This window comes from Armatimonadota bacterium (assembly GCA_029907255.1).
Lineage (GTDB): Bacteria > Armatimonadota > UBA5829 > DTJY01 > DTJY01 > JAIMAU01.
This window is the reverse complement of the sequence record JARYMF010000008.1, coordinates 83,689-106,858: the sequence shown is the minus strand read 5'-3', so window position 1 is coordinate 106,858 and position 23,170 is coordinate 83,689. Positions and strand designations below refer to the sequence as shown.

At 48.0% G+C, this 23,170-nt stretch carries 13 protein-coding genes; 3 read left to right on the top strand and 10 right to left on the bottom strand.

What is annotated here, in order from left to right; all coding sequences use genetic code 11:
- Positions 1 to 56: 56 nt before the first annotated feature.
- From QHH26_09100 to QHH26_09060, 9 genes are all read right to left on the bottom strand, one after another.
- Positions 57 to 1,121, bottom strand: a complete 1,065-nt coding sequence (locus QHH26_09100) for a hypothetical protein (GenBank protein MDH7482111.1) — start codon at positions 1,119 to 1,121, stop codon at positions 57 to 59.
- Positions 1,111 to 2,184 (bottom strand): hypothetical protein, encoded by a 1,074-nt coding sequence (locus tag QHH26_09095; protein MDH7482110.1) that lies wholly within the window; start codon positions 2,182 to 2,184, stop codon positions 1,111 to 1,113. The genes QHH26_09100 and QHH26_09095 overlap by 11 nt, the downstream gene beginning before the upstream one ends.
- Positions 2,185 to 2,367: 183 nt before the next feature.
- Entirely contained in the window at positions 2,368 to 3,387 is a 1,020-nt protein-coding gene (locus tag QHH26_09090; GenBank protein MDH7482109.1) for an N-acetylmuramoyl-L-alanine amidase, read from the bottom strand.
- A gap of 195 nt (positions 3,388 to 3,582) precedes the next feature.
- Positions 3,583 to 5,472, bottom strand: a complete 1,890-nt coding sequence (locus tag QHH26_09085; protein MDH7482108.1) for a hypothetical protein — start codon at positions 5,470 to 5,472, stop codon at positions 3,583 to 3,585.
- 82 nt (positions 5,473 to 5,554) lie between these two features.
- Positions 5,555 to 8,335, bottom strand: coding sequence for a family 10 glycosylhydrolase (locus QHH26_09080; protein MDH7482107.1), 2,781 nt, complete (start codon positions 8,333 to 8,335; stop codon positions 5,555 to 5,557).
- A gap of 67 nt (positions 8,336 to 8,402) precedes the next feature.
- Entirely contained in the window at positions 8,403 to 10,196 is a 1,794-nt protein-coding gene (locus tag QHH26_09075; protein MDH7482106.1) for a family 10 glycosylhydrolase, read from the bottom strand.
- A 378-nt stretch (positions 10,197 to 10,574) separates the two neighbouring features.
- Positions 10,575 to 11,639 (bottom strand): N-acetylmuramoyl-L-alanine amidase, encoded by a 1,065-nt coding sequence (locus tag QHH26_09070; protein MDH7482105.1) that lies wholly within the window; start codon positions 11,637 to 11,639, stop codon positions 10,575 to 10,577.
- 294 nt (positions 11,640 to 11,933) lie between these two features.
- On the bottom strand, positions 11,934 to 14,072 hold the full coding sequence (locus QHH26_09065; protein MDH7482104.1) for a tetratricopeptide repeat protein: 2,139 nt from the start codon (positions 14,070 to 14,072) through the stop codon (positions 11,934 to 11,936).
- Positions 14,073 to 14,333: 261 nt separating this feature from the next.
- Positions 14,334 to 17,144 carry a family 10 glycosylhydrolase gene (locus QHH26_09060; GenBank protein MDH7482103.1) on the bottom strand — a complete coding sequence of 937 codons (2,811 nt, stop codon included), beginning with the start codon at positions 17,142 to 17,144 and terminating at the stop codon, positions 14,334 to 14,336.
- 1,178 nt (positions 17,145 to 18,322) lie between these two features.
- Here QHH26_09060 and QHH26_09055 point away from each other — a divergent pair.
- The 3 genes from QHH26_09055 (at position 18,323) to QHH26_09045 (ending at position 22,416) form a co-directional block, all read left to right on the top strand.
- Positions 18,323 to 20,062, top strand: a complete 1,740-nt coding sequence (locus tag QHH26_09055) for a S8 family serine peptidase (protein ID MDH7482102.1) — start codon at positions 18,323 to 18,325, stop codon at positions 20,060 to 20,062.
- A gap of 195 nt (positions 20,063 to 20,257) precedes the next feature.
- Entirely contained in the window at positions 20,258 to 21,241 is a 984-nt protein-coding gene (gene galE, locus QHH26_09050; GenBank protein ID MDH7482101.1) for a UDP-glucose 4-epimerase GalE, read from the top strand.
- A gap of 143 nt (positions 21,242 to 21,384) precedes the next feature.
- Positions 21,385 to 22,416: a WYL domain-containing protein gene (locus QHH26_09045; protein ID MDH7482100.1), complete on the top strand. Its 1,032-nt coding sequence runs from the start codon at positions 21,385 to 21,387 to the stop codon at positions 22,414 to 22,416.
- Here QHH26_09045 and QHH26_09040 read toward each other — a convergent pair.
- On the bottom strand, positions 22,413 to 22,775 hold the full coding sequence (locus QHH26_09040; protein ID MDH7482099.1) for a glycerate kinase: 363 nt from the start codon (positions 22,773 to 22,775) through the stop codon (positions 22,413 to 22,415). The genes QHH26_09045 and QHH26_09040 overlap by 4 nt on opposite strands.
- Positions 22,776 to 23,170 lie beyond the last annotated feature (395 nt).

The following is a 23,170-nucleotide window of genomic DNA, read 5'->3' as shown; positions in this document are numbered from 1 at the left end:
CAAGCTAATTGCCTCCCAGCAATTGAAGCCTAACCCTTTTAGCACTACTGCTTGCCTTAGGGTTCAATTGGAGCAATATAAATCTTGCCGTCCAAAATATAAGCAATATACTTACCGTCGGGCGACCAAGATGGGTCCGCCTCGATGCCAGGCGTACTAGTAAGCTGAAATCTTTGGCTACCGTCTATGCTAGCAATCCAAAGGTCCGATGAAGTAATTATATGCCCATCATCCGTTGTTACCTCAAAAATTACATATCTGCCATCCGGCGACCACGATGGGTTATGCCCTTCTCCTAAATTAACTGGGGTGCCTCCCCTTGGATCAACTACATAAAGGTTGCCACTATATCCCTCTACACAATATTTGTCTCCTTGCGGTGACTCAGTCGGAGGACAGTACCCTGGTTCGCCTTCGACGTCGATAAGCTTTCGACGGTTACCATTTTCATCAACAATCCATATCTGGCTCTCAGAATCCACATAGACACCGCTTCCTGGTTTGCCGTCTGCCGCCTCGCTGGAAAGCGCACAAGCAAAACTAGTGAAAGTCGCCCCCGTGATTCTGCCAAGCATAAGATTTGCCGCCACGCTCATAACCCGTGACATAACACCTCGTCCCTGGGACAAACTGTGGACTGAGATTACGTTGCCTTCCTCGTCTATTGTGATGAGCTCGTCGCCCGACCTATAGGTTATCCCATCCTTTCCACATCTTGGTGGAAACAAATCGTTCAGAAAAGGAGTGAGCTGCTTTGAACCAGCCTCTCCTCTTTTCGCCTGCATTAGTGCTAAACCCATCCCATCTTCGCTACGAATCCTATATATCAAGCTTTGGCCATCGGGAGACCATTGATAGCGCCATCCCGCAAGCTTCGCATCAGATATCACCGAGACGTTGCCAGCCAGGTCTGTGTAATATAAACCAGTATAGCGTTCGCCTGTGAATGCTAAGCCGCTTCCATCTGGCGCCCACTTTGGCACGTTGAACAAGCCTGGAACCGGCACCGGAAGAGCAACACCCTCACCCAGCTGAAATGCAAAAACCGGCACAGCCATGAAAACAAACAAACATAAAATTGGTAAAATTAAATTGCGCTTATAGACAGGCTCACTTCTCATTTTTTGTTTGCTCCTCCTCTTTATCGTCTTCAGGCACAAGCAAGCATACCGTCAAGTATCTCAAGTCTACATCGTGCTCTATTTTGTGGGTATCTGGAGATTCATCCCCTACTGGCACAATTGCTCTGCTGTCAATGGGTTTAACTGCGGTTGATTCTTCGTCATCTTGGATGTCTGCATGCAAGTCTACTTGTGCATAAACTTGAACTGTGAAGCCCTCTTTATATGCAAAGTAGGTCCAGACACTGCCTGTCTCCGTTCCAGAAATAATCTGCGGCTTTTCTGGCTGTTTATTCTCAGATTCGTTGGTTAATTTTTCTTCAGACTTGTCTTTTATTTCCGAAGTTTTTGCAGCCCTATCAGATTTTCGAAGCTTGCTCAAATCTAGAGTGAATGGTGCTTCGTAGGTGGTTTCAATTTTGGCACAATCGAAGTTTCGAATTCTCTCAAAGCCCATAAGCCTTGATTTTACCTTTATCCTAGTAGCTTGCTGACCTGGAATCTGAATCTCATACAAGTCTTCCCAAGTTTCATCGGGCTTTACTTCCTTCCGAGGAAATCCTCCAAAAGGCAGTTGGTTAAGAACATTGCCTAAGGTTTTCTGCTGAGGCAGTCCAGGGCAAACGGCAAGTTCGTCAAGGCCCTTTAGCTTTTTAACCTTACCATATTTATCCGCCTCATATTCGATATGTGGAACAGTCATAAATATCTCGCCGAACTCTGGTATGAGCAGTGTGGCTTTAATTGTATCCCACTCAATACGCCAGCCCCCATCTGAAGGGAGTTGAGCAATCACATGTTGAACGGCTCTCATTGTTGTTCGAGCTTCCAGCTTCGATTGTTCGTCTTGGCCTGGCAGCCTCATCATGCCTTCGCCATCAATGTTGATGTCATACTTTCGAACATCACCTACTTTGAACTTGTATTCAAGCTGGAGGCTCTCAGGCGGATTCTCGACAGCACCACCCTCTTCTTTGAGAAGCTCTACCCTTTGAGCACATGAGGGCATAATGAAAACATAAGTCAAACAACTTACTATCAAAAATAACCGTAAATATTTCATGCAAATCTCCCGCTTTTTGATTGGCGGCATATAAACTTTCGTCATTTTGCCGATTCTTTCCGCCCTAACCGATTTTGTAACATGCCCTATTCCGCTCCAGACAGAGTAGCCATGCAGATTAGGTTATGTCTTTTATGTGGGGGCAAGACAAAGCCTGCCCCCACAAGGCCCGGTCAAACTAGACTAGTTCTTATGCCACTTAATGGCGTCTGCTATAACAACATAGCCGGTGGATGCCCAGCAAGACTTCTTGACCCAATAACCGCCTGTTCCGAGGTCAAACGAGCCGAGCGAGTTCCACTGGCCGCCGTTGGTCTGCTGGTTTACGTAAACATTGACGGCGCCACTCGTCGTGTTTATCTGATAAGCCGAGTTTGGCGACCTGTTGGTGCCAGCTGTCCACCATGCATAAACCGTCCAGCTGCCTGCTACAGGTATGTTAGGCGTCCAAGTAGCTGGATCGCTGGTCGCAGCTGTGCTTCTCCAGCGATAGTCGCTTCCATACTTGTCTGCGGCGCTTGTGCCGGTAGCCCAATTGGCTGAACAGGAGAACGAGCCGGAGCTATTGTCAATTATAATATCGCTCACTGGGTCGTGCGGCACTTCGCCATAGTGGCTCTGCGTGCCATGCAGGTATGCCCGTGCGGCTTCCTGTCGCCATGTTCCGCTCGCAAGCTTAGCATTGTCTGCGGCGTTGGTTATGAAGGCCACCTCGCCCAGGATTGCCGGCATATTGGTATTTACAAGCACATAGAAGTCGGCAGTCTTCACACCTCTGTTGACGGTCTGCATATGGGAAACCAACTCCGGATTAACCTTATTCCGGAGATCATATGACGTGGCGCTACATCCTGCACAGCAGAAAGTCTCTGTGCCATTTGCGCTACTATCACTGGCAGCATTGCAATGGGTGGAAATGAACCTGTTCGCACCATTGTTGTTGGCGATGTCGCAGCGGCCCTGCAGCGACACATATACGTCTGACGTTCGGGTCATAATGACCGTAGCGCCGTCAAGCTGGAATAGATTCCGAGCCCTGAGGCCAATATCAAGATTGACATCCTCTTCCTCTAGCCCGAATCCTACAGCACCTGGGTCCGAGCCGCCATGGCCCGGGTCAATGCAGATTTTCTGCCCAGCAACGCCGGCAAATGCCACCGACGAGCAAAGCAGAGCGAAACAAATGATGCAAAGTGTCCTCATTTCTCAAATCCTCCTTCTAATTTCTTTTTGTTGAAATTACGTTTACTTTACAATTAATATCCCTTCTTCTCTAAACACCACCTCCTCTCCTTCCGGCTGTTAGCCGAGTGCATGATATTTCAATTTATTTCAAAGGCTTCGCCAGATTTGAAACCTAATTACCTCCGCTTTCAAACTGCTTGAAAAATAAGCTGCTCAGCGCAGAACCATTCGTACAGCATCTCCAATAACAACGTAGCCTGTTGTAGTCCAGCAGGAAAGCTTCACCTGATTGCTCCCGCTAGCGAACTCCCAAGCACCCAAGCTGTTCCACGTGCCGCCATTTGTTTGCTGATTCTTAACCACAGTCTGCGAGCCACCGCTGTAGTACACAATGTAAGGCGCAGTAGCCGACCTATTAGTGCCTGCCGACCACCAAGCATACACCTCATATCTTCCAGACACTGGCAGGCTGAACGTCCAAGTCGCTGGGTCACTCGTAGCTTGCGTTTGCCTAAATCTATAGTTTGGACCATATTTGTCCTTCGCTATCGTTCCAGTGCTCCAGTTGGCTGACGCACTAAATCCGGCATCTGAGTTATCAACTATGAGGTCTACGGGCTGAAGGCACATAAATCGCATTGCGTCGGCCATAACGACTTTGCTCGACTCGCCTGTGCCATTGCCAACTTTCACATAGCCATTTGTCCCTGTGGCGAATGGCTTGGAGCTCACCAAAACGTTCCAGCGTCCGCCATTGGTTGTTTGGTTAATGTTCACTGTTTGGGAGCCGCCGTTCCAATACACGGTATGCGGTACCGCAGCAGACCTATTACTGCCCTGAGAATGCCATGCGTAGACATCATAGTTGCCCGCCATAGTGATGTTTGGCCGCCAAATTGCAGTTGCCGTTTCACTCGGCGCTGTGGTTGCATACCGGTAATCCGAACCATATTTATCAGTGGCCAATGTTCCCGTATACCATGTACCGGTGAAAGTAGCGGATGGATTATCTACGATAAACTCAAGATTTCCCCAGGTACCCGCAGCATACCGCTGGTCGACCGCCTGCTGAAAAGCAGTGAATAGGTCGCGCGAATCTCCACTAGGGAAACCATGGTCCTTCCAATACTCAATTGCCCAATTGTTCCAACCACCACTAGCCTGCTGATTGCAATCGTAAACAAACCATGTCATGCCGATTATATCTCGATTACCTGGCGTCTGGTTCCATGCGTTTACGTCCGCAAATGCATCTCTAACAAATTGGGCGCTGTTCTGCTCATCGTTGTCATCGATGGTATACCGCCCAAATTCCGTAATCCAAATGGGTTTGTTGCCAAAGCCTTTTTGGTCAATGATTCGAATTTGGGTGCGATATTGGTCTTGAAACTCCGATAGGGTCCAACCATAAGCATGAAGAGCAAACCCATCCACTTCGTTTGGGGAGAGATTGTCGAGAGTTTGGGCAAGATAATCCTTGCCCGCCATCCACCGCACGCCCTCCACAGGACCATAGCTGGGTCCCGCGAGCAAAACTATATGCTGTCCAGGAGGACCAACGCTTGCGCTCTGGTGTATCGCATTCCGAACACTGCGGTATACCTGGGCATACTGCGCTGGCTGAATCTTCCTATCAGGCCACAAGCTTCCCTCTGCACACAGGATATTCGGTTCATTACCTACTATCCAGATATGGCACTGGTTTTTAAGCACATTAACCACGTTATTTACAACTACCAACGGCCAGCTAGAATAATTAGGGTCGCTTGGCGCAGGAATGGTATCATTCCAGGTATAATCAACCCTTGTAATTAAGCTCACGTTCCACCCATAGAGGGTAGAATAAAGATCAGCGAAATACGAAGGTCCCCACCAGTAATCGCTGTGAGTGAGAACGGTCTCTGTATCCCAAGCTGAATACGTCGGCACATCCAACAGGCTCCTTGGAGCAGTATCTACACCTATTCCTTGGGTATGTCCCCACCAATGAATTCCAAAAAGTTTATTAGCATCAGCTCCCAATCCAGCATTACCACACAAGCAAACAAATGCCGCCATCAACCACAGCGAAAAAACAACTTTCAAGGACTTGTTCCTATACATACTTGTCCTCCTTATTCCCGGGGCAGATCGCATGGAGTGGGGCATGCGATCTGCCCCTCGCGCCGTGCCGAGTACTCGGCGTTTATTCAACCTTAGTCCAACGGACAGCGTCAGCCATGACAACCTTTGAGCTTTCTCCGGTTCCATTGCCTAGCTTTACATAGCCTGTTGTACCAGTTGCGAAGCTCTTTGTAGTTATCAGATTCCACTTGCCGCCGTTGGTAGTCTGGTTTACCTGAATTGTCACGTTTCCGCCACTATAGTAAACCGTGTACGGTGCCTTGGTTGAACGGTTGCTACCTTGCGGATACCAGACATAGACATTATAGCTACCCGCTGAATTGACGGTTGGAGTCCATTTCGCAGTAGCGGTTTCGCTTGAAGCAGTAGAAGCATATCGATAGTCAGACCCATACTTATCGGTTGACGATGTTCCGGTCGTCCATGTGCCAGTATAGGTAGCCGATGGATTATCCAAGATAATCCATGTGGTAGCCGTGTCACTATTGCTAGCGGCCGACTCGTTGCCGGCAGCGTCATAAGCCTTCACATAATAGGTATAAGACGTACCTGCCGACAAACCCGTGTTGGAGTAGCTTGTTCCGGTTACAGAAGTTAAGTACGAACCATTGCGGTAAATCTTGTAACCGGTTACCCCAACATTATCCGTTGATGCTGTCCAACTCAGGTCAATCTGGCTTGTTGATGCCGACACAGCATTTAGATTAGTCGGAGCACTAGGCGGCTGAACATCTATCGCACCTGTGTAGACGAACTTAACCGCATCGGCGATGACCACCCGAGAGCTTTCACTTGTGCCATTGCCTAGTTTCACATACTGAGCGGTGCCTGGGTCGAATCTCTTGTTGCTCGAAATTAGATTCCACGTACCGCCGTTAGTCTGTTGATTAACGCTCACCGACTGAGAACCACCATAATAGTAGACGGTGTATGGAGCCATCGTAGACCGGTTAGTGCCTTGGGAGTACCACACATAGGTGTTGTAAGTTCCACGCACCAACACATTAGGTGTCCACTTAGCCCATCTTGTTTCACTGGTCGCCGTGCTGCAGTAGTAATAGTCAGAGCCATACTTGTCGGTCGCCGAGGTGCCCGTATACCATGAGCCGTATAACTCACAAGCCGGGTTATCTACAATGATATCATCAACAACCTCAGACGCAGCGGTAGCAAATGTGTAATCTCCTGAAACCGCCTGGTTGTTAGCACCATCTTTGGACTTGACCCTGTAGTGATAAGTCGTGCTCGGCGTTAGCCCAGTCAGTTGTACAATATGCGATGTAACTAGGGTCATGTTCTCGGTCGTTTGATAACCATATGTGGAGGTTGGCCCATACTCTACCTGGCTGGTAGAAGCTTCATCGGTGTCCCAAAGCACCTGCGCAATTGTTGCACGAACGTCATTTGTGCGAACGTTCGAGATTATCGGCGGCGCTGAATCTACACCAAGCGTGAGGTCTAATGTCGATACCTGTCCAGCAGTGATGGTTACCTGACCTTGGCCGTTTGTGTAGCCTGGGCTGCTCGCAACAACCGTATAGGTACCCGGGTCAAGGTCAACAAACCCATAAAAACCTGCCCCGCTATTCTTCGTGGACACGTTTGCCCCAAGGACGGTAACAGTTGCAGGATAAACAGGAACACCGCTTGAATTCTTTACAAAACCTTTGAGCATCCCCTTAGTCGGACTGCTAATCCACGACATTGTCGGGACACTTTGGTAAGTCGAGAACGGTCCTGAAAGCAACGCGTTCTTGAAGCCTTCCCTATCAACAGTGCCACTATTTGTCACACGGTAGCAGTAGCACTGCACGCCCGGGAAGCCCATACTCTGGACCGAACTTATCTGGGTCATAGAGTTGCTAATAGTATTAAGGTATGAACCTTGAGCAATATAAACATGCCGTCCGTACTGCCGTGTGATATTGTCCTGATTTTCGGCGTTGAACTGGTTATTATCCGTCAAGTAATTCATAGGAGCCGCATAATCGAGGAAATGGCTTGACATCCAAAGGTCCCAGTTCTGGAAATAATATGTATTTGCGGTTGAGGCAGTGCTCCATACTGCTGCACCTACCTTAATGCTAGGCCTAATTGCCTTAGCCTCCAGATAGGTTCTCTTGACAATGTTTGTTACCTGGTCACGCCGCCAGTTGGACCATTGGGTGTCATTTGGAGACGGATTTCCCTGCAGTCCATATTCGGCATTGTACCTAGCAACCGCGGTAGGGTTGTAGCCCCAGTTAGTGCCAGCGTATCGAATATAGTCAAGGCATATGCCATCTATATTGTAATTCTGTACAATTTCCTTAAACACATTGCTGTAATGATTCTCGACCTCTGGATGACCTGGGTCGGTCCAACTACAGCCGTCTTCCTGGAACATCGAACCTGAATCGGTCAGCGAGAACCATTCAGGATGCGCATTGAAAATATGCTGTGGGGTAGTTGAAGGCGGCGGTGTAGTGCTTGTCCACGCTCTGTTGACCACTACCCAAGCATGCACTTCTAAACCTGCATCATGTCCCTTCGTAACTATATCTGCCAGGGGGTCGTAGCCAGCTTGAGGTGTAATGCTCCAACCAATCGGCTCATAAGACGATGTATAATATGCATCTGCACGCTTTCGCACTTCTACTAGAACGACATTACAATTACAAGCATCAACGTAATTGATCATTGCCGTGGTGGCGGTTGGATTCTCGAATCCAGAACCCCAAGCATCGACCCAGAAAGCACGATGTTCTGCTGCAAAACCCTGCCCCGGATTAAAGAGCAGAATAGCAAATAAAAAGAGTATAGATGTTTTTAAAACTACGTTTGAGCATCCTTTCATCTCCATCACCTTCTCTCTTAACTGCCTGCTAGAGGAGCCTATCCATAGGCTCCTCTAGCAATTAGAGTGTTTCTTACTGCTTAACCCACTTCACGGCATCTGCAATAACCACATAACCCGTGGTGGTCCAACAAGACAATTGAGTCGGATAGCCTGTTCCGGTACCAAAAGTCTTAGTGGTCAAAAGGTTCCATTGACCACCGCTCGACTGTTGGTTTTTGTAGACGGTGGTGCTACCGCCGCTGTAGTAAACAATATAGGGTGCACTCGAAGACCTATTTGTTCCCTGACTCCACCATGCGTACACTGCCCAAGTACCAGAGCTAGGAATATTGGGAGTCCAAGTTGCAGGATCACTCGTCGCCGCAGTGCTCCTATAGCGATAATTCGTCCCATACTTGTCCGTGGCAGACGTACCAGTCGACCAATTGCTAGAACAAGAGAAACCACCGTCTGAGTTATCAATAATGATCTCCGTGCCACCTCCACTAGGAGTTAGCGTAAAGTCAACGGTCTTTACCTGGCCGGCGACGATAGTTACATTCGCACTGGCGGTGTTGTATCCTGTTGCACTAGCGGTAACTGTGTAAGTTCCAGTTGACAAATCAACGAAGCCATAGAAGCCCGTGCCGCTATTCTTAGTGCTCTTACCTTGAATAGTAACAGTTGCGGGATAGATGGGATTGCCACCCGAATCCTTCACCTTACCCTTTAGCATGCCATAGGTCGGGCTGCTAATCCACGACATCGTTGGAACTGACTCATAGGTTGCAAACGGCCCTGAAAGCAACGCGCTCTTGAAGCCTTCCCTATCAACAGTGCCGCTGTTCGTTACTCGATAGCTGTAACACTCTACACCAGGCATAGGCTTATTCTGGACATAGTTAATCTGGGTCATTGAGTTGCTTATTGTGTTAAGATACGACCCCTGTGCAACGTAGATGTGCCGACCATATTGCTGGTTGTAATAGGTGTTCACCCACGAGTTGAAGGTTGTGTTGCTTGATGTATAAGCCATTGGGCTGGCATAATCCAACCAGTGGTTGCTCATCCACAAATCCCAATCCTGGAAGTAGCTATTTTTTCCTGTGGTCGAAGAGTTCCAAACAGCCGCACCAATTTTTATGGAGGGCTTAAGTGCTTTAGCCTCCAGGTAGACCCTCTTTACCATGTTTGTTACCTGGTCGCATCGCCAATTGCACCATGTGGTATCCGACGTAGAGGGCGTGCCCGTCCTTCCATACTCGGCATTGAAGCGAGCAACAGCCGTCGGATTGTAACCCCAGGTCGTTCCAGCATAGCGGATGTAGTCTAAAACAAAGCCATCAATATTGTAGTTGTTGATTATTTCCCTGAAGACGCTCCAGTTGTAGTCCTCAACACTTGGATGGCCTGGATCTAGGAAGCTGTTATTTTCTGCATCGAATTTGGACCCCGAATAGGTAAGGGAGAACCATTCTGGGTGGGTGTTAAAAACGTGGTTCGGATCGGTCGTTGGCGGAGGAGTAGTGCTGGTCCACGCCCTGTAGACTACCACCCAAGCATGAACCTCGAGCCCCGCGTTATGCGCCTTGGTCACGATATCTGCCAAGCAGTCATAACCAGCTTGAGGCGTAACACTTGTACCGGTAGGCTCGTAGCTGGAAGTATAGTATGCATCACAACGCTTTCTTACCTCCGGAATAACCGCATTGCAGTTACATGCGTCAACGTAATTTATCATATTCGTTGTCGCTGTTGGGTTCTCGAAGCCTGAACCCCACGCATCTACCCAAAATGCTCGAAACTTTGCAGCATCTGTTGGTATTTGAGATGCCACCGCAAAAAGAACAATTAGGGTTAACATTAATAACGCTGTTTTCCTCAAAATATCTTCTCCTTTCAATTTCTAAAATTGATTCAGGCAAAACCCTTTTTGCCCTTTTAGACCCGTTTAGGACGGGTTATTTAAAACCAAACGCCCTAATGCATTTCCCACCTCCTTTTATTGCCGATAGGTCTTCGGTGGCCAACCGCCGCCTTCGTCCTAGTCCCAAAGAGCACGGTCCTAGTAGAGCGGCCGGGTTTTGAACAATTAACATTTTTCTTAATAAGAGTTTTGTCTGGCAAATGCTCCCGTCCTTGGCCCACGCGCTAAACCAAATGTTTTGTTTTACTAACGCATGGGCCAAGGACGGCAACCGGCTAGTAAGCCGAACTGCCAACTCCCAGCAAGGCGAGGATTCCCCCGCCTTAGCGTTAACGCTTAGTTCTTATGCCACTTTATGGCATCAGCAATTACCACATAGCCAGTGGTTGCCCAGCAGGACTTCTTTACCGGATAACCTGTGCCTGTGCCTAGATTCTGCGTGGTTAGCACGTTCCACTTGCCTCCGTTAGTCTGCTGGTTCACGTAGACATTGGTGCTTCCACCACTGTAGTACACCTGGTAGGCTGAGTTCGGCGACCTATTGGTGCCAGCTGTCCACCATGCGTAAATAGTCCAGCTGCCTGCAGTCGGAATGTTCGGAGTCCAGGTGGCAGGGTCGCTGGTGGCAGCGGTGCTTCTATAGCGGTAATTGGTGCCATACTTGTCGGTGGCCATAGTGCCGGTGGCCCAGTTTGCCGAGCATGAAAAGCCAGCATCTGTGTTGTCTATAATGATGTCTGGCGAAGGATACGGGTCATAACCATACTGCTGGCACACACCAACGTAAAGACCCTCTGCATAAAGATTTCTGCCGTTCGATGTCTTCAGCAACTGGCAGTCTTCGTAATTGGTGTGGAACAGACCCTCAATCAACACCGAGTTCATGTCGGGCGTATGAGAAAGCACATACAGGTTATACGTTCCGTAGAAGCAGTAGTCGCCATAGTAACCTGCCCCCCACTTGGCACCTCGGCCGGCGGTGGCAAACTGTGCAATGCAGTTGTCGACGCACTTAATGCAGAGGCTGCGGTCAATAGCATCATACTGGCAGCTACTGTTGCAGTAATACAAACCCATCGTGCCATGGTTGGAATCCCAACCTCCACTGCCAGCCGCATTGGTATGCTCGGATATGAAGCAGTTTGGGTTCCAAGCATCTGCATCACTGCACGCAGCAGAAAGGCTCAGCCAGTCGCTGTCTCTTGTTGAGAAGCCACGATTCGCGCACTTCGCGCAGAACAGGTCCGACACGCTCTGCATTGAGTAGCCTTCGTTGTAGGTCCCGTCAGGGCTCACGTTGTTAGTCTGGATACTCGGATTTGAGTAGACTTTCAGCGCATAGGTAGGAGCGGCTATAAGAGCCACTGCCAACACCAATAAAACAATGCTGAATCTCTTCACTTATTTTTCCTCCTCAACTTATGTATCACATTCGTGAATAAGTGGCCTATGAGCAATCGAATACCAATTCATCACCTCCTTCTTCCAGGTGCCAGTTTCCGGCTATTTGCTGCAGGGGTACCTTGGAGCCGGCTTCAAAACAAGTCGGCTCCAAGGCACAAGCCTGGCCCGCATCCAAAGCCAGGCCTAGCACCCTTATGGTGCCCAGCAGGGACGGCCACCAAGCCCCTGCTAGGCCCACCCTATCATCGCTATCCGATGATAGGTAAACTTGTATTCTTTTCAAAGATCTTTTTATTTAGCAGCGTTATTTTTGGCTTTAAGCCTTTCAAGTGCTTTCTCTGCTTCTTTGTTTTCAAAAGCACAAGCGTTGGTGTAAGCCTCTATCGCCTCTGACGTCTTGCCAACTTTCTCCAAAAGCTGTCCTAGCAAGTAATAGTTTTCAGCGTCGTGCCCGGATTTGCCAACAACCTTCTGCAAATGCTGAATTGCCAGAGCGTTTTGGCCAGAGGCGGCATAGAGCTGAGCTAACTTACATCTTTGCTCTATTGCCTCAGGGTCGGCCTCAAGGAGAGCTTCCAACGATTGGATTAAAAGCTCTTCAAGCTTATTTCGCTCACAGTAATCCACAAGCTCAAAGGCAACAGTTTTGTTTTTGGGACACTGCTCTTGGACTTTGCGTACTTTTGCGGCTATTTCCGAAGGCTTCAACCCTTGGAGCTCATAGGCGCCAATGAGCGCTTCAACAGCGGCCTCCCGCTCCAAGCCACTGTTCAACCGCTCGGTGAGATATTTAACTGCCTCACCAATACTGCCACGCTGCATTTCCAAATTCACAATCTCCGAGTACAGCTTATCGGCGTCTGGAAACCTCTCAAGTACCCATTTGTAACCAGCAATAGCCTCGTCCAGTTTGCCCTGTTTTGCCTTAACAGCAGATATGCGACTTGTTGCCCAGGCTTGAGCTTCTAAGTTCTTTTGGGGAGAATTCTGGTAGATTTTGATAGCTTCATCCAATTGCCCCAATTGCTCATAAGCTTCGGCAAGGCGCACATAGATTCCCAGATTTTCCTTGTCCTTCTCGAGAAGTTTCTGGCATTCGGCAATAGCATCCTGTGGCTTTCCAGCTAGCAACAAAAGCCGCGATATGTTCAGCCCAATCTGAACATTGTCTGGGTCAAGCATTTCCATGCTGCGCAATATGTCAACCGCCGCGGCATAATCCTTTTTCTCTTCGTAAATCTCGACCATCATCCTTTTCACAACGGGGTCCATTGGAAAGAACCTCGCTGCATCTTTTAACTCTCGAAGAGCGTTATCTAGCTGACCAAGGTCTTTCCAATAGATTTCCGCAATTGCTAAATAAGGATCTACGCTACCCTGTTCTGCCCCTTTGCTCCTTTCGTGCGCCCGCAACGCATCCTTGAACCGCTTTTGCTCCCTATAAATAGCTGCTTTTAGACGATATGGAGCCGCAGTGTTTGGATCGCTAGCTATCCACCTATCGGCTTCCTGAAGTGCTTTTTCAATCTGGCCCAAGTCCCTATATGTATTCACAAGGTTGGTCCACGCGCGTTCGTCTTTTGGGTCCTCCTTTACCAATTGCTCATATACTTTGGCTGCTTTGTCAAATTGCCTGTGTCTATGATAGAAGTTGCCAATTGCATTCTCGCCATCCCTGTTGCCAGGATTCTGCCGCACAAATCCCCTAAACGCCTCCAAAGCTTCATCCAAACGACCGCGTTCCTCGTAGAACTGTGCCAAGAGCTCCGTAGCATACAAATCTCCTGGATTGTCAGCCGCATATTTCTTTAAAGCCGCCTCAGCTTTCGGACCATTTTTCATTTCTAAGTAAATCTGCACAAGTGTCTTAACAGGAACCGGGTCTGATGGGTTGTTCTCCGCAATCTTTTCAAAAAGATTTGCTGCCTCCTCATAGCGTCCCATATTAAGCCACGCATATGCCAACCGCGATCTGATATCGGCGTTGTCTGGTTGGGCTGTAAATACAACTGCAAAATGCTCTGCGGCCTCCTTAAATTGCCCCCTTGCCTCACACAACAAACCAAGGCCGTAGTGAGCATCAACACATTTCGGGTCAACCGAAAGCGCCCTGTTGTACATAGCCTCTGCTTCATTGGACTGTTTTGCCAATGCGTAGGCTTTGGCGGCTTTAATTATTAGCTGGGTATTGTTGGGCTCAGTGGCAAGGGCTGTCTGGTAGTACCCAATGGCATCAGCGAATTTGCCTGCTTGGTAGGCTTTATCTGCGAAGTAAACGTTAGCCTCTACGTTTCCGGGGTCGTCTTTCAAAACCCGCTCATAAAAAGCGGTTTTCCCTTCGTCTTCTGCCCTTTCTGCGCCAATTACAAAGCCTTGCAGAGCACAAACAACTGCTGCACTTAAGATGAGTATAAATACTACTAAACGCAACTGCTAGACAACCTTCCTTACTACAACTTCCTATAAAATAGACCGATACCGAATTTTCAGTTTCCTTTGGATTATTTACTGTCAGACTAGCTTAAACTAAGCATTCACCAGCCCAGCGAATTTTGTCTCTGATTAGCCAGCAATCACTGGCCGGGCTGAAGAATTAACTCACCAACAACCTTGTTTTTATGCAACACCTCTCCGCTTTGGTAGCTTAGAATGTCTAAGTGGGGTGGGCTTTGTAACCCACCCCACGAATTACTACCAGGACTCAATTCCAAATTGGACAAAATCGGCCGAGCATGAAAAGCTAGACTTAACACCGCCGACATACTGCCGCAGCCTTATTTCACCACTTGACGAGATATAATTAGAAGGAGAAGTGGTGCTCCAATTAATCGTAACATCACTAGTACCGACAGTTCTGCTGTCGATTTGCGTCCATGAAGAGGTAGACCAGTTCCACAGATGCAAGCTTTGCGTCTGTGAGCTTGATAACTTGCCATCATAAGTGATGGTTAGCTTGCTTACATGGCTTGGAACCTCAGAGATAAAGACATTGCTGTACCAGTCCGTATAATACTTATTGCTGACTCTTTGTGAGTTGATTACCAAGTAAGAAGCATCGTTCGTTGCCAAGTTGCTCACCGAGCCAGATGCTACTGTGCCTCTTGTCAAGGTTATCGACGAAGGCGCGTAATTTCGATTTTGAATTGCGGGTGTAGAAACGACCGCAGGACTGCTCTGTGCTGATTCGTTTTGCGCTTCGTCGTAGGCACTCACTGTATATGTGTAGGTAGTGCCAGCCGTGCAGGTCGTATCCGAATAGCTAGTCGCAGTAATGGAGCCAATCTGGCTGCCATTGCGATACACTTTGTAACCAGCTACTCCTACGTTATCAGTGGAAGCTGTCCAAGATAGGTCGACTCTGGTGGGCGAAACCGCATTACCCGCAAGATTCGTTGGCACACTTGGTGGCTGAGTATCAGCACCAGCTGCAAATACGTACTTAACAGCATCCGCCATCACGTTAAGCGACGTTTCACCCGTGCCGTTCCCGAGTTTGGTATATTGCGTTGTCCCAATTACATGCGGCTTAGAGGTGACCAGCAGATTCCATTGGCCGCCGTTAATCTGCTGATTAACTTCAATCAACTGTGATCCGCCGTTCCAATACACGGTATATGGCGCCCTCGTCGAGCGGTTACTCCCCTGGGGATACCAGCAGTACACATCATAATTGCCAGCGACGAGAATGTTCGGCCGCCATTTTGCCCATTTGGTTTCGCTAGTGGCGGTCGTGCAGTAGTAGTAGTTCGTTCCATATTTGTCAGTTGAAGAAGTGCCTGTAGACCAAGAGCCATACAACTCACATTGCGGATTGTCAATGATAATATCATCTACAACTTCGGAAGAGGCTGTCACGAACGTATAGTCACCAGATACTGCCTGGTTGTTTGCAGCATCCTTCGACTTCACTCGGTAATGATACAAAGTGCTGGGCACTAGGCCGGTAAGTTGTACGGTATGAGAAGTGACGAGAGTCATATCCTCGCTCGTTTGATATCCATAAGTTGAGGTAGGCCCATATTCCACTTGGCTGGTAGCAACTTCGTCTGTATCCCATAGAATCTTGGCGATTGTTGCTCGAACATCCGAGGTACGTACGTTGGAAATTATGGGCGGTGCGGTATCTGAGCCGAGGGTTATATCTAGCGTGGCAACCTGGCCCGCTGTAATGGTGACCTGGCCTGAGCCATTAGTATAACCCGGGGCACTTGCAGTTGCCGTGTACGTTCCCGGAGTAAGGTCTACGAAGCCGTAGAAGCCTGTGCCGCTATTTTTTGTGCTCTTGCCTTGAATTGTGACAGTAGCCGGGTAAACGACTTCGCCACTGCTGTTTTTAACGAAGCCTTTTAGCATGCCATAAGTTGGACTGCTAATCCAGCTCATAGTTGGAGGATCCTGATAAGTAGCAAATGGACCGGCAAGCAGAGCACTCTTGAACGCTTCTCTATCAACGGTGCCGCTATTTGTAACGCGGTAGCAGTACAAGTGGACTCCTGGCATTGGTTTGTTTTGTACATAACTTATCTGGGTCATTGAGTTGCTAATTGTGTTAATATATGAGCCCTGGATTACATACAGATGGTGGCCATATTGCTGGTTATAGTATGTATCCACCCAGGAGTTGAACGTCGTATTGCTAGAGGAATAAGCCATTGGAGCGCCATAGTCCAGCCAATGGTTTTGCATCCAGAGATCCCAGTCCTGGAAATAAGTGTTTCGGCCTGTGGTCGAACTATTCCAAATTGCGGCGCCTATCTTGATGTTCGGCTTAACTGCTTTCGCCTCAAGATATATCCTCTTCACCATATTAGTTACTTGGTCTCGCCGCCAATCCGACCACTGAGAATCGTTGGCTGGAGGGTTGCCCGAGAGGCCGTATTCGGCGTTATAACGTGCTACAGCGGTGGGGTTATAACCCCAGTTCGAACCAGCATAGCGGATGTAATCAAGGCAAAAACCATCAATATCGTAGTTGGTGATGATTTCCATAAACACGTTCTTATGGTAATTTTCGACTTCAGGGTGGCCGGGATCCAGCCAACTTCCGTTGCTGGAATCATACATTTCGCCTGTGTCGGTTAGAGAGAACCACTCGGGGTGAGCGTTGTATACGTGTGGTGGAGTCGTCTCCGGAGGTGGGGTTGTGAAAGTCCAAACGCGGTTGACTACAACCCACGCATGTACTTCGAGCCCACGGGCATGGGCTTTCGGAACTATATCAGCAAGACAATCATATCCTGGGTCTGGGGTTACGTTCCACCCCGTCGGTTCGTAAGAAGACGTGTAATAGGCATCACCACGTTTTCGCATCTCGACTATGACGGCGTTGCAGTTGCATGCATCGACATAGTCGAGCATCGCCGTTGTAACCGACGGGCTTTCGAAACCTGAGCCCCATGCATCTACCCAAAAGGCGCGGTGCTCAGCAGACAGCACCGCTTGGGGTGCCCACAGTGCTGCTAACACAAACACTGTGAGAAGGATTAGTGAAATCCGTGACATCTCTGAAAATCTCCCTTCCTAGCGTTTGGCATGCAAACCTTCGGTAACTGACTTTGATGATTTGTTTTGCATTGATAACCTCGCCAAGCACCTCCTTCGACGGCAACTATTTTGATTTAAGAAAGCTTTATGAATTATGAATTATTGCACCAACGGGGGGTGGCCGTTTTCAAATAGTGCTTGGCATGTCATACCTAAGGCTGCATCCACCTAGGAAGGCATTCAGGATGTCATGCTGTGCGTATTACATAGTTCGTCTCCTTTCAAATAAAAGACTGCCGATATGGGGCTTTTATTCGAGTATAATAGTAAACGTTTTCACATAAAGAGCGTTGACCATCATTCGTTACTTTCTGGTGGAATCAAGAAATACTTTTGGTAGCTGCTGTTTGTTACGGTTGCCTTTCTAAAATGCCCCAGATTGCAAAAATGATGAGAGTGAACTTTGCTTCTACTGCGCGAATACATACCAACCATCATACTATGTCTGGCATGTCCAAGCTGTCATAGACAGCCGTTTGCATAGGAAGCATACGGTTTTATAGGGTCCCTCTACCTAAATGCTAATCGGAAAGGCGAACTTTGTCAAGTATTTTTAAAAATTTTTTTTGCAATTGCTTGACAAAATTCCTCCTCCTGAATGCTTGCGAAAAATACTTTAGCCAATGTATAGGGCCGCTTCGAAGTAGTGTATGACATGTCATAGACATCAATATTTTAAAAAGACGAAATAATATTTCATCTAAAAGGGAGTATATGCGTTTAGTTCATCCTCAATTTGACCCATTATTTCTAAAAACGTTCAACCTGCCGAACAACCGCTACTTGTAAAAAATACCAGTTTATCGCCATAAGGCACCTATCTTGAAGACAAATCTGGTACACTCCCTAGGAAATCATTGGCCGCTATTAGGGAATAGAAATCTTGACGGTAATGCGAGATTGGGCTGGTCTGTTGCACTATCATATGGGACAGGACACATGGGGATTTCATAGTTTTTGCGCATCTTCTTAGGAAAGTCTGGTTCAGCGGCCAAGCCATCCAGTCGCAAGCTAGACAATCCTAAGTTCTGGTGGCCTGTCTCTCGCGTGACAGCAGGTGAGGCAGGCCACTACATTTCTGTACAACGTTGTCATGCTTAGAAATTTCAAAACTCTTGAAAACCAGGAGGTAATCAATGAGATTCATAGGGATAACGCTTATACTACTCCTCTTGCCTATGCTTATTAGTGCAGGTTTTTGCACCTCACAGCCTATTGTTCCAGGAGAAATTCTCGTCAAGTTTAAACCAGGAACTCCTTCATCGGAAATAGCAAGCATTCATCGCCAAAATGGATCGGTAATGCGCGGAAGTATCCCCAAACTCGGCATACAGATAGTCTCATCGCCAAAGGGGAGAGAAATCAACCACGCAGCAAAGTATAAAACTAACAGGTTTGTGGAGTATGCAGAGCCCAACTACCTAGCTCAGGCGACATCGCTTAACCCAAACGATCCTTATTTTACAACAAATCAGTGGACCCTTTTCAAAATTAAGGCACCAGCAGCCTGGGAGATGAACGTCGGAGAAAGCTCGGTAATAGTTGCCGTTCTCGATACGGGCGTTGATTACAAGCACCCAGACCTGGAAGGCAAAATAATAAATGGATATGACTTTGTAAACCGAGATTCCGATGCCATGGACGACAATGGCCATGGAACTGCAGTGGCGGGCATTATTGGTGCGTGCGCAAATAATGGGATTGGCGTAGCAGGCATTACATGGGCGTGTAAGATTATGGCAATTAAGGTTGCAGATGCAACTGGTTATGCCTCGTACTCAAATATAGCATCTGGCATTACTTACGCGACGGACTACGGTGCGCGCGTTATCAACATAAGCATTGCAGGAGCATCACCAAGCAGTACGCTTCAGAGCGCTGTTGATTATGCATATAAGCGCGGCTGTCTGGTCATAGCAAGCAGCGGGAATAATGGCACAAATACTGTTTATTATCCTGCTGCATGCTCAAACGCCGTAGCAGTAGGCGCGACTGACCAATATGACCAGGTTGCCAGCTTCTCAAATTATGGCTCAGCGCTCGACTTCGTATCGCCATGCAATGCATATACCACTCTTAGAGGCGGTGGTTACGGCGGATTTGGCGGGACATCAGGTTCTGCACCGCATGTTGCAGGAGTTGCCGCACTCATAATATCTGCCAACCCCACTTTCAACTGTGCTCAAGTCTATGAGCTACTAAAATCGGGGGCAGAAGATTTAGGAACAGTTGGCTGGGATGAAAAATCCGGCTGGGGTCGGATTAATGCTTATAATTCACTATCCACAGTTACAGCTCCTTTACAAGATACATCACCCCCGACTGTTGCCATAATATCGCCAGCCGCAGGCTCTACAATCTCAGGTACAGTCATAGTTAGCGCTAATGCCGTCGACAATTCTGGCGTAGCCAAAGTAGAGTTTTTTGTCGACGGAGTTTCAAAAGCGGTTACATGGGGACCATTTACTTGGAATTGGGACACAACAAGCATAGCAAACGGTTTGCATACCATTGGAGCAAAAGCGTATGACATAGCAGGCAATGCCACCAGCCACACAATTAATGTGAATGTTAGCAACAACCTGTCCTCAATTGTTGTATTCTCTGGCTCGGTATCTACGAAAGTATCCAAATTGCATTTGTGGACAACAAACTCAACAACAGACATAAAGGCAAGCCTTTCCTGGAGTAGCACAGCCAGTCTCAAACTCCAACTTTATGATGCGCAAAATGTCTTAATCGCATCATCTACCTCCAGTACATCCCCTGCAACACTTTGCGTTACCGGGCTTCCTGCAGGTGAATACAATTTCAAGGTCTCTGCGGAGTCAGGCAAGACAAAGTATACGCTCACAGTAACCTCTACTCCTCATTAATGCAAACCCCAAAAGAAAGGGGCTATGCAATTGACATTTGCCGCAGCACAGTGCTACACTGAGCTGCGGCCTTCTTATTTAATTTTTAGGTCTGCTTAGCACAAACCGAACACCAGTTTGCTTGAAATGGTGCACGTAAAATATAAGCCTAAGATTCGCTAATAACTTAAACCCAAAATTAACGGGAGGTTATTCATGATACTCGTTACAGGCGGTGCTGGTTACATAGGTTCACATACAGTAAAGCTTTTGACTGAAAGAGGATATCAGACAATTACATTCGACAATATGGAGCTTGGTCATCCCGAAGCTGTAGTCGCCGGAATTATCGTTAAAGGTGACCTCGCTGATAGGGAAAAACTCGACAAAACCTTCCGTGAATTTCCAATTGATGCTGTTATGCACTTTGCTGCTTATGCATCAGTTGGAGACTCTGTAGCCAACCCCGATAAGTATTTTCGCAATAACATAGGGAATGGATTAAACCTTCTTGACGCAATGAGAAAACACGGCGTCAAGAAGTTTATATTCTCCTCAAGCGCCGCCACCTATGGTGAGCCAAAACACATACCAATAGAAGAAGACCACCCTCAGAACCCCACTAATCCTTATGGCGAGTCAAAGCTTATGTTCGAAAAGATACTCAAGTGGTATGACGTTGCATATGGTATTAAGTCAATCTCTCTGCGGTATTTTAACGCCGCTGGTGCTGACCCCGATGGAAAGATTGGCGAGGACCATAATCCTGAGGAGCATTTAATCCCCATTGTCCTCGAGGTAGCCCTTGGAAAGCGAGATAAGGTAAGAGTGTTCGGAACAGATTGGGATACACCAGACAGGACTTGCATTCGGGATTATATTCATGTTACCGATCTCGCTGATGCACACATTCTTGCCCTCCGCGCACTAGAGGAAGGGGCACAAACTACTGCATACAACCTTGGTAATGGAAACGGCCACTCCGTAATGCAAGTCATCCGAACAGCAGAGGAAGTTACAGGGCGAAAGATTACTTGGGAACCAGCTCCAAGGAGACCAGGCGATCCCGCTCGTTTGGTCGCAAGTTCTGACCGCATAAAGAAAGAACTTGGCTGGAAACCGAAGTATCCTGAGCTATCGGCGATTATAGAAACTGCTTGGCGTTGGCATTCCTCACACCCCAACGGATATAAGAAGTAGTAAGTAAAGAACATTTAGAACTGCAAACAATATCCCTGGCAACGACTGCTCCACAACTTGCAAGGGAAACAAGACCTTTATTTTCTTAAAGGATTTCTCGCTCCTTTAGTGTTATTATATTCTTCAGAGAGGAGATTAAAAACATGACACTTGAGGAACAATTCGCACGGCTGATAAAAACCCTTCAGCTAATAGAGAAAGAGCCATGGAAGTGGAACGTTGAGGCGCTGGAGGTGGAATTCGGAGTTGGAAGGGCTACAGTCGAGCGGGACATACGTATTCTGCGGCAGTGGGGCACAATCCAGCGGAAAAACGGCTATTTTGCCTTGAAGGAAATGAAATTTCTGCCCACAAGTTTTACCCCAAGCGAAGCCTTAGCATTAGTGCTTGCAGGAAACTTTGCCTGCGAACAGATTGGAATGCCGCAGGCAGATGCGATTCAAACAGCACTAAGAAAGATCAATACAACTCTTTCGGATCAAGTGGAGTCTTTGATAAAGAAGATGCGGAAGCGTATCTCGGTTGGCGTCAATCTAATTCGTGAATGCAATTCAGAAGTTTTGAACACCATCAGCCGTGCGATATCAAGCCATAATCCAATTGAGATAATGTACTACGCAGCCCATAGTGGCGAGACTACAAAGCGAAAAGTAGATCCTTATGGACTAACATTTCGCTTTGGAGCGTGGTATTTAATAGGGTTTTGTCACCTACGGGGAGACATTCGCACCTTTGGCGTAGATAGAATTCGATCAATCCGCGTGTTCAATGATCATTTTCGATACCCGGCAAATTTCGACCTAGAGGAATACCTAAGCCACGGCTGGCAGCTTCAGGCAGATGCGAAACCGGAAAGGATTATTCTCCGCTTTAGTCCAAGGATTACACGTTGGATATCAGGCTGTCGTTTCCACCCACATCAGAAAATCACAAAGGAACCGGATGGTTCGATACTTTTTGAAGTTACTGTTGCGGGCGTTGATGAAATCAAGCATTGGGTGCTGAGTTTTGGCGACAACGTGGAGGTTCTTGCTCCGCAAAGTCTCCGTGCGTCTATAGCCCAAACTGCACGTGCAATGGCGGAGAAATACTCAGGCGCCCGTTTGATTAAACAACTTTCAAGTGAGGATAAATCAAGAAAAAGATTTGAAAGAGAAAGGCTAACAGCCCGCTAAAAACAACTCCATTGCCTGCTCAGTATCCATGGCAAGAAGCTCACCCCTTGTGATTGTGCTTCAAGCAAATTCATCGACTCGTTGACAATGGAAAGTAGGGCAACAGCACCTCGGTTTAGACGTTCATATCCCTCGATCTCGATTCCGCTAGCCAGTACAATCACTGCCATACCTCTTAATCGCGCAATTTCCAAGACGCCGCCAATTGTTTTGCGTCGGAGCGCCTGAGCATCAACTCTACCCTCGCCCGTTATTACAAGTGCTGTTCCTACTATGCGCTCCGCAAATTGAGTTGCCTCAAGGACAATATCAATCCCAGCACGAATCTTGGCGCCAAAAACCGCCGATGGGCTCGGCAGGGCTAGCGCCGGACGATATCGCAGTCAGATGGCCGCTCAAGACAATGCCTATGCCCTCGACTTCTGACGCTTCGCCGTATCGCAACTTGCGTAGCTGATGAGCATCACCAGATTGGACTTCTGGAGCAGCTCAGCTACCCTCGAACCGCAGAGGTTCGACTGGGCTGAGTATGCGGGCTCGCAGCTTCTCCTGGGTCAACGGTAGAACAAGGTTACCTCTGAGAACCGCCGTGATGTCGACCCTGAATCCCATTATCGGTCCCATCTACGATGGCAGGGCTGTCTAAGAGTAATTCTCTGGTCGCCGTATCCACCCCACATTGGCGCAGCAGGAAGCTGGCTTTGTTCTGGCAAAGGCTTCTACCAAGGACGCGCGTCCTGGGACCGCACCGAAG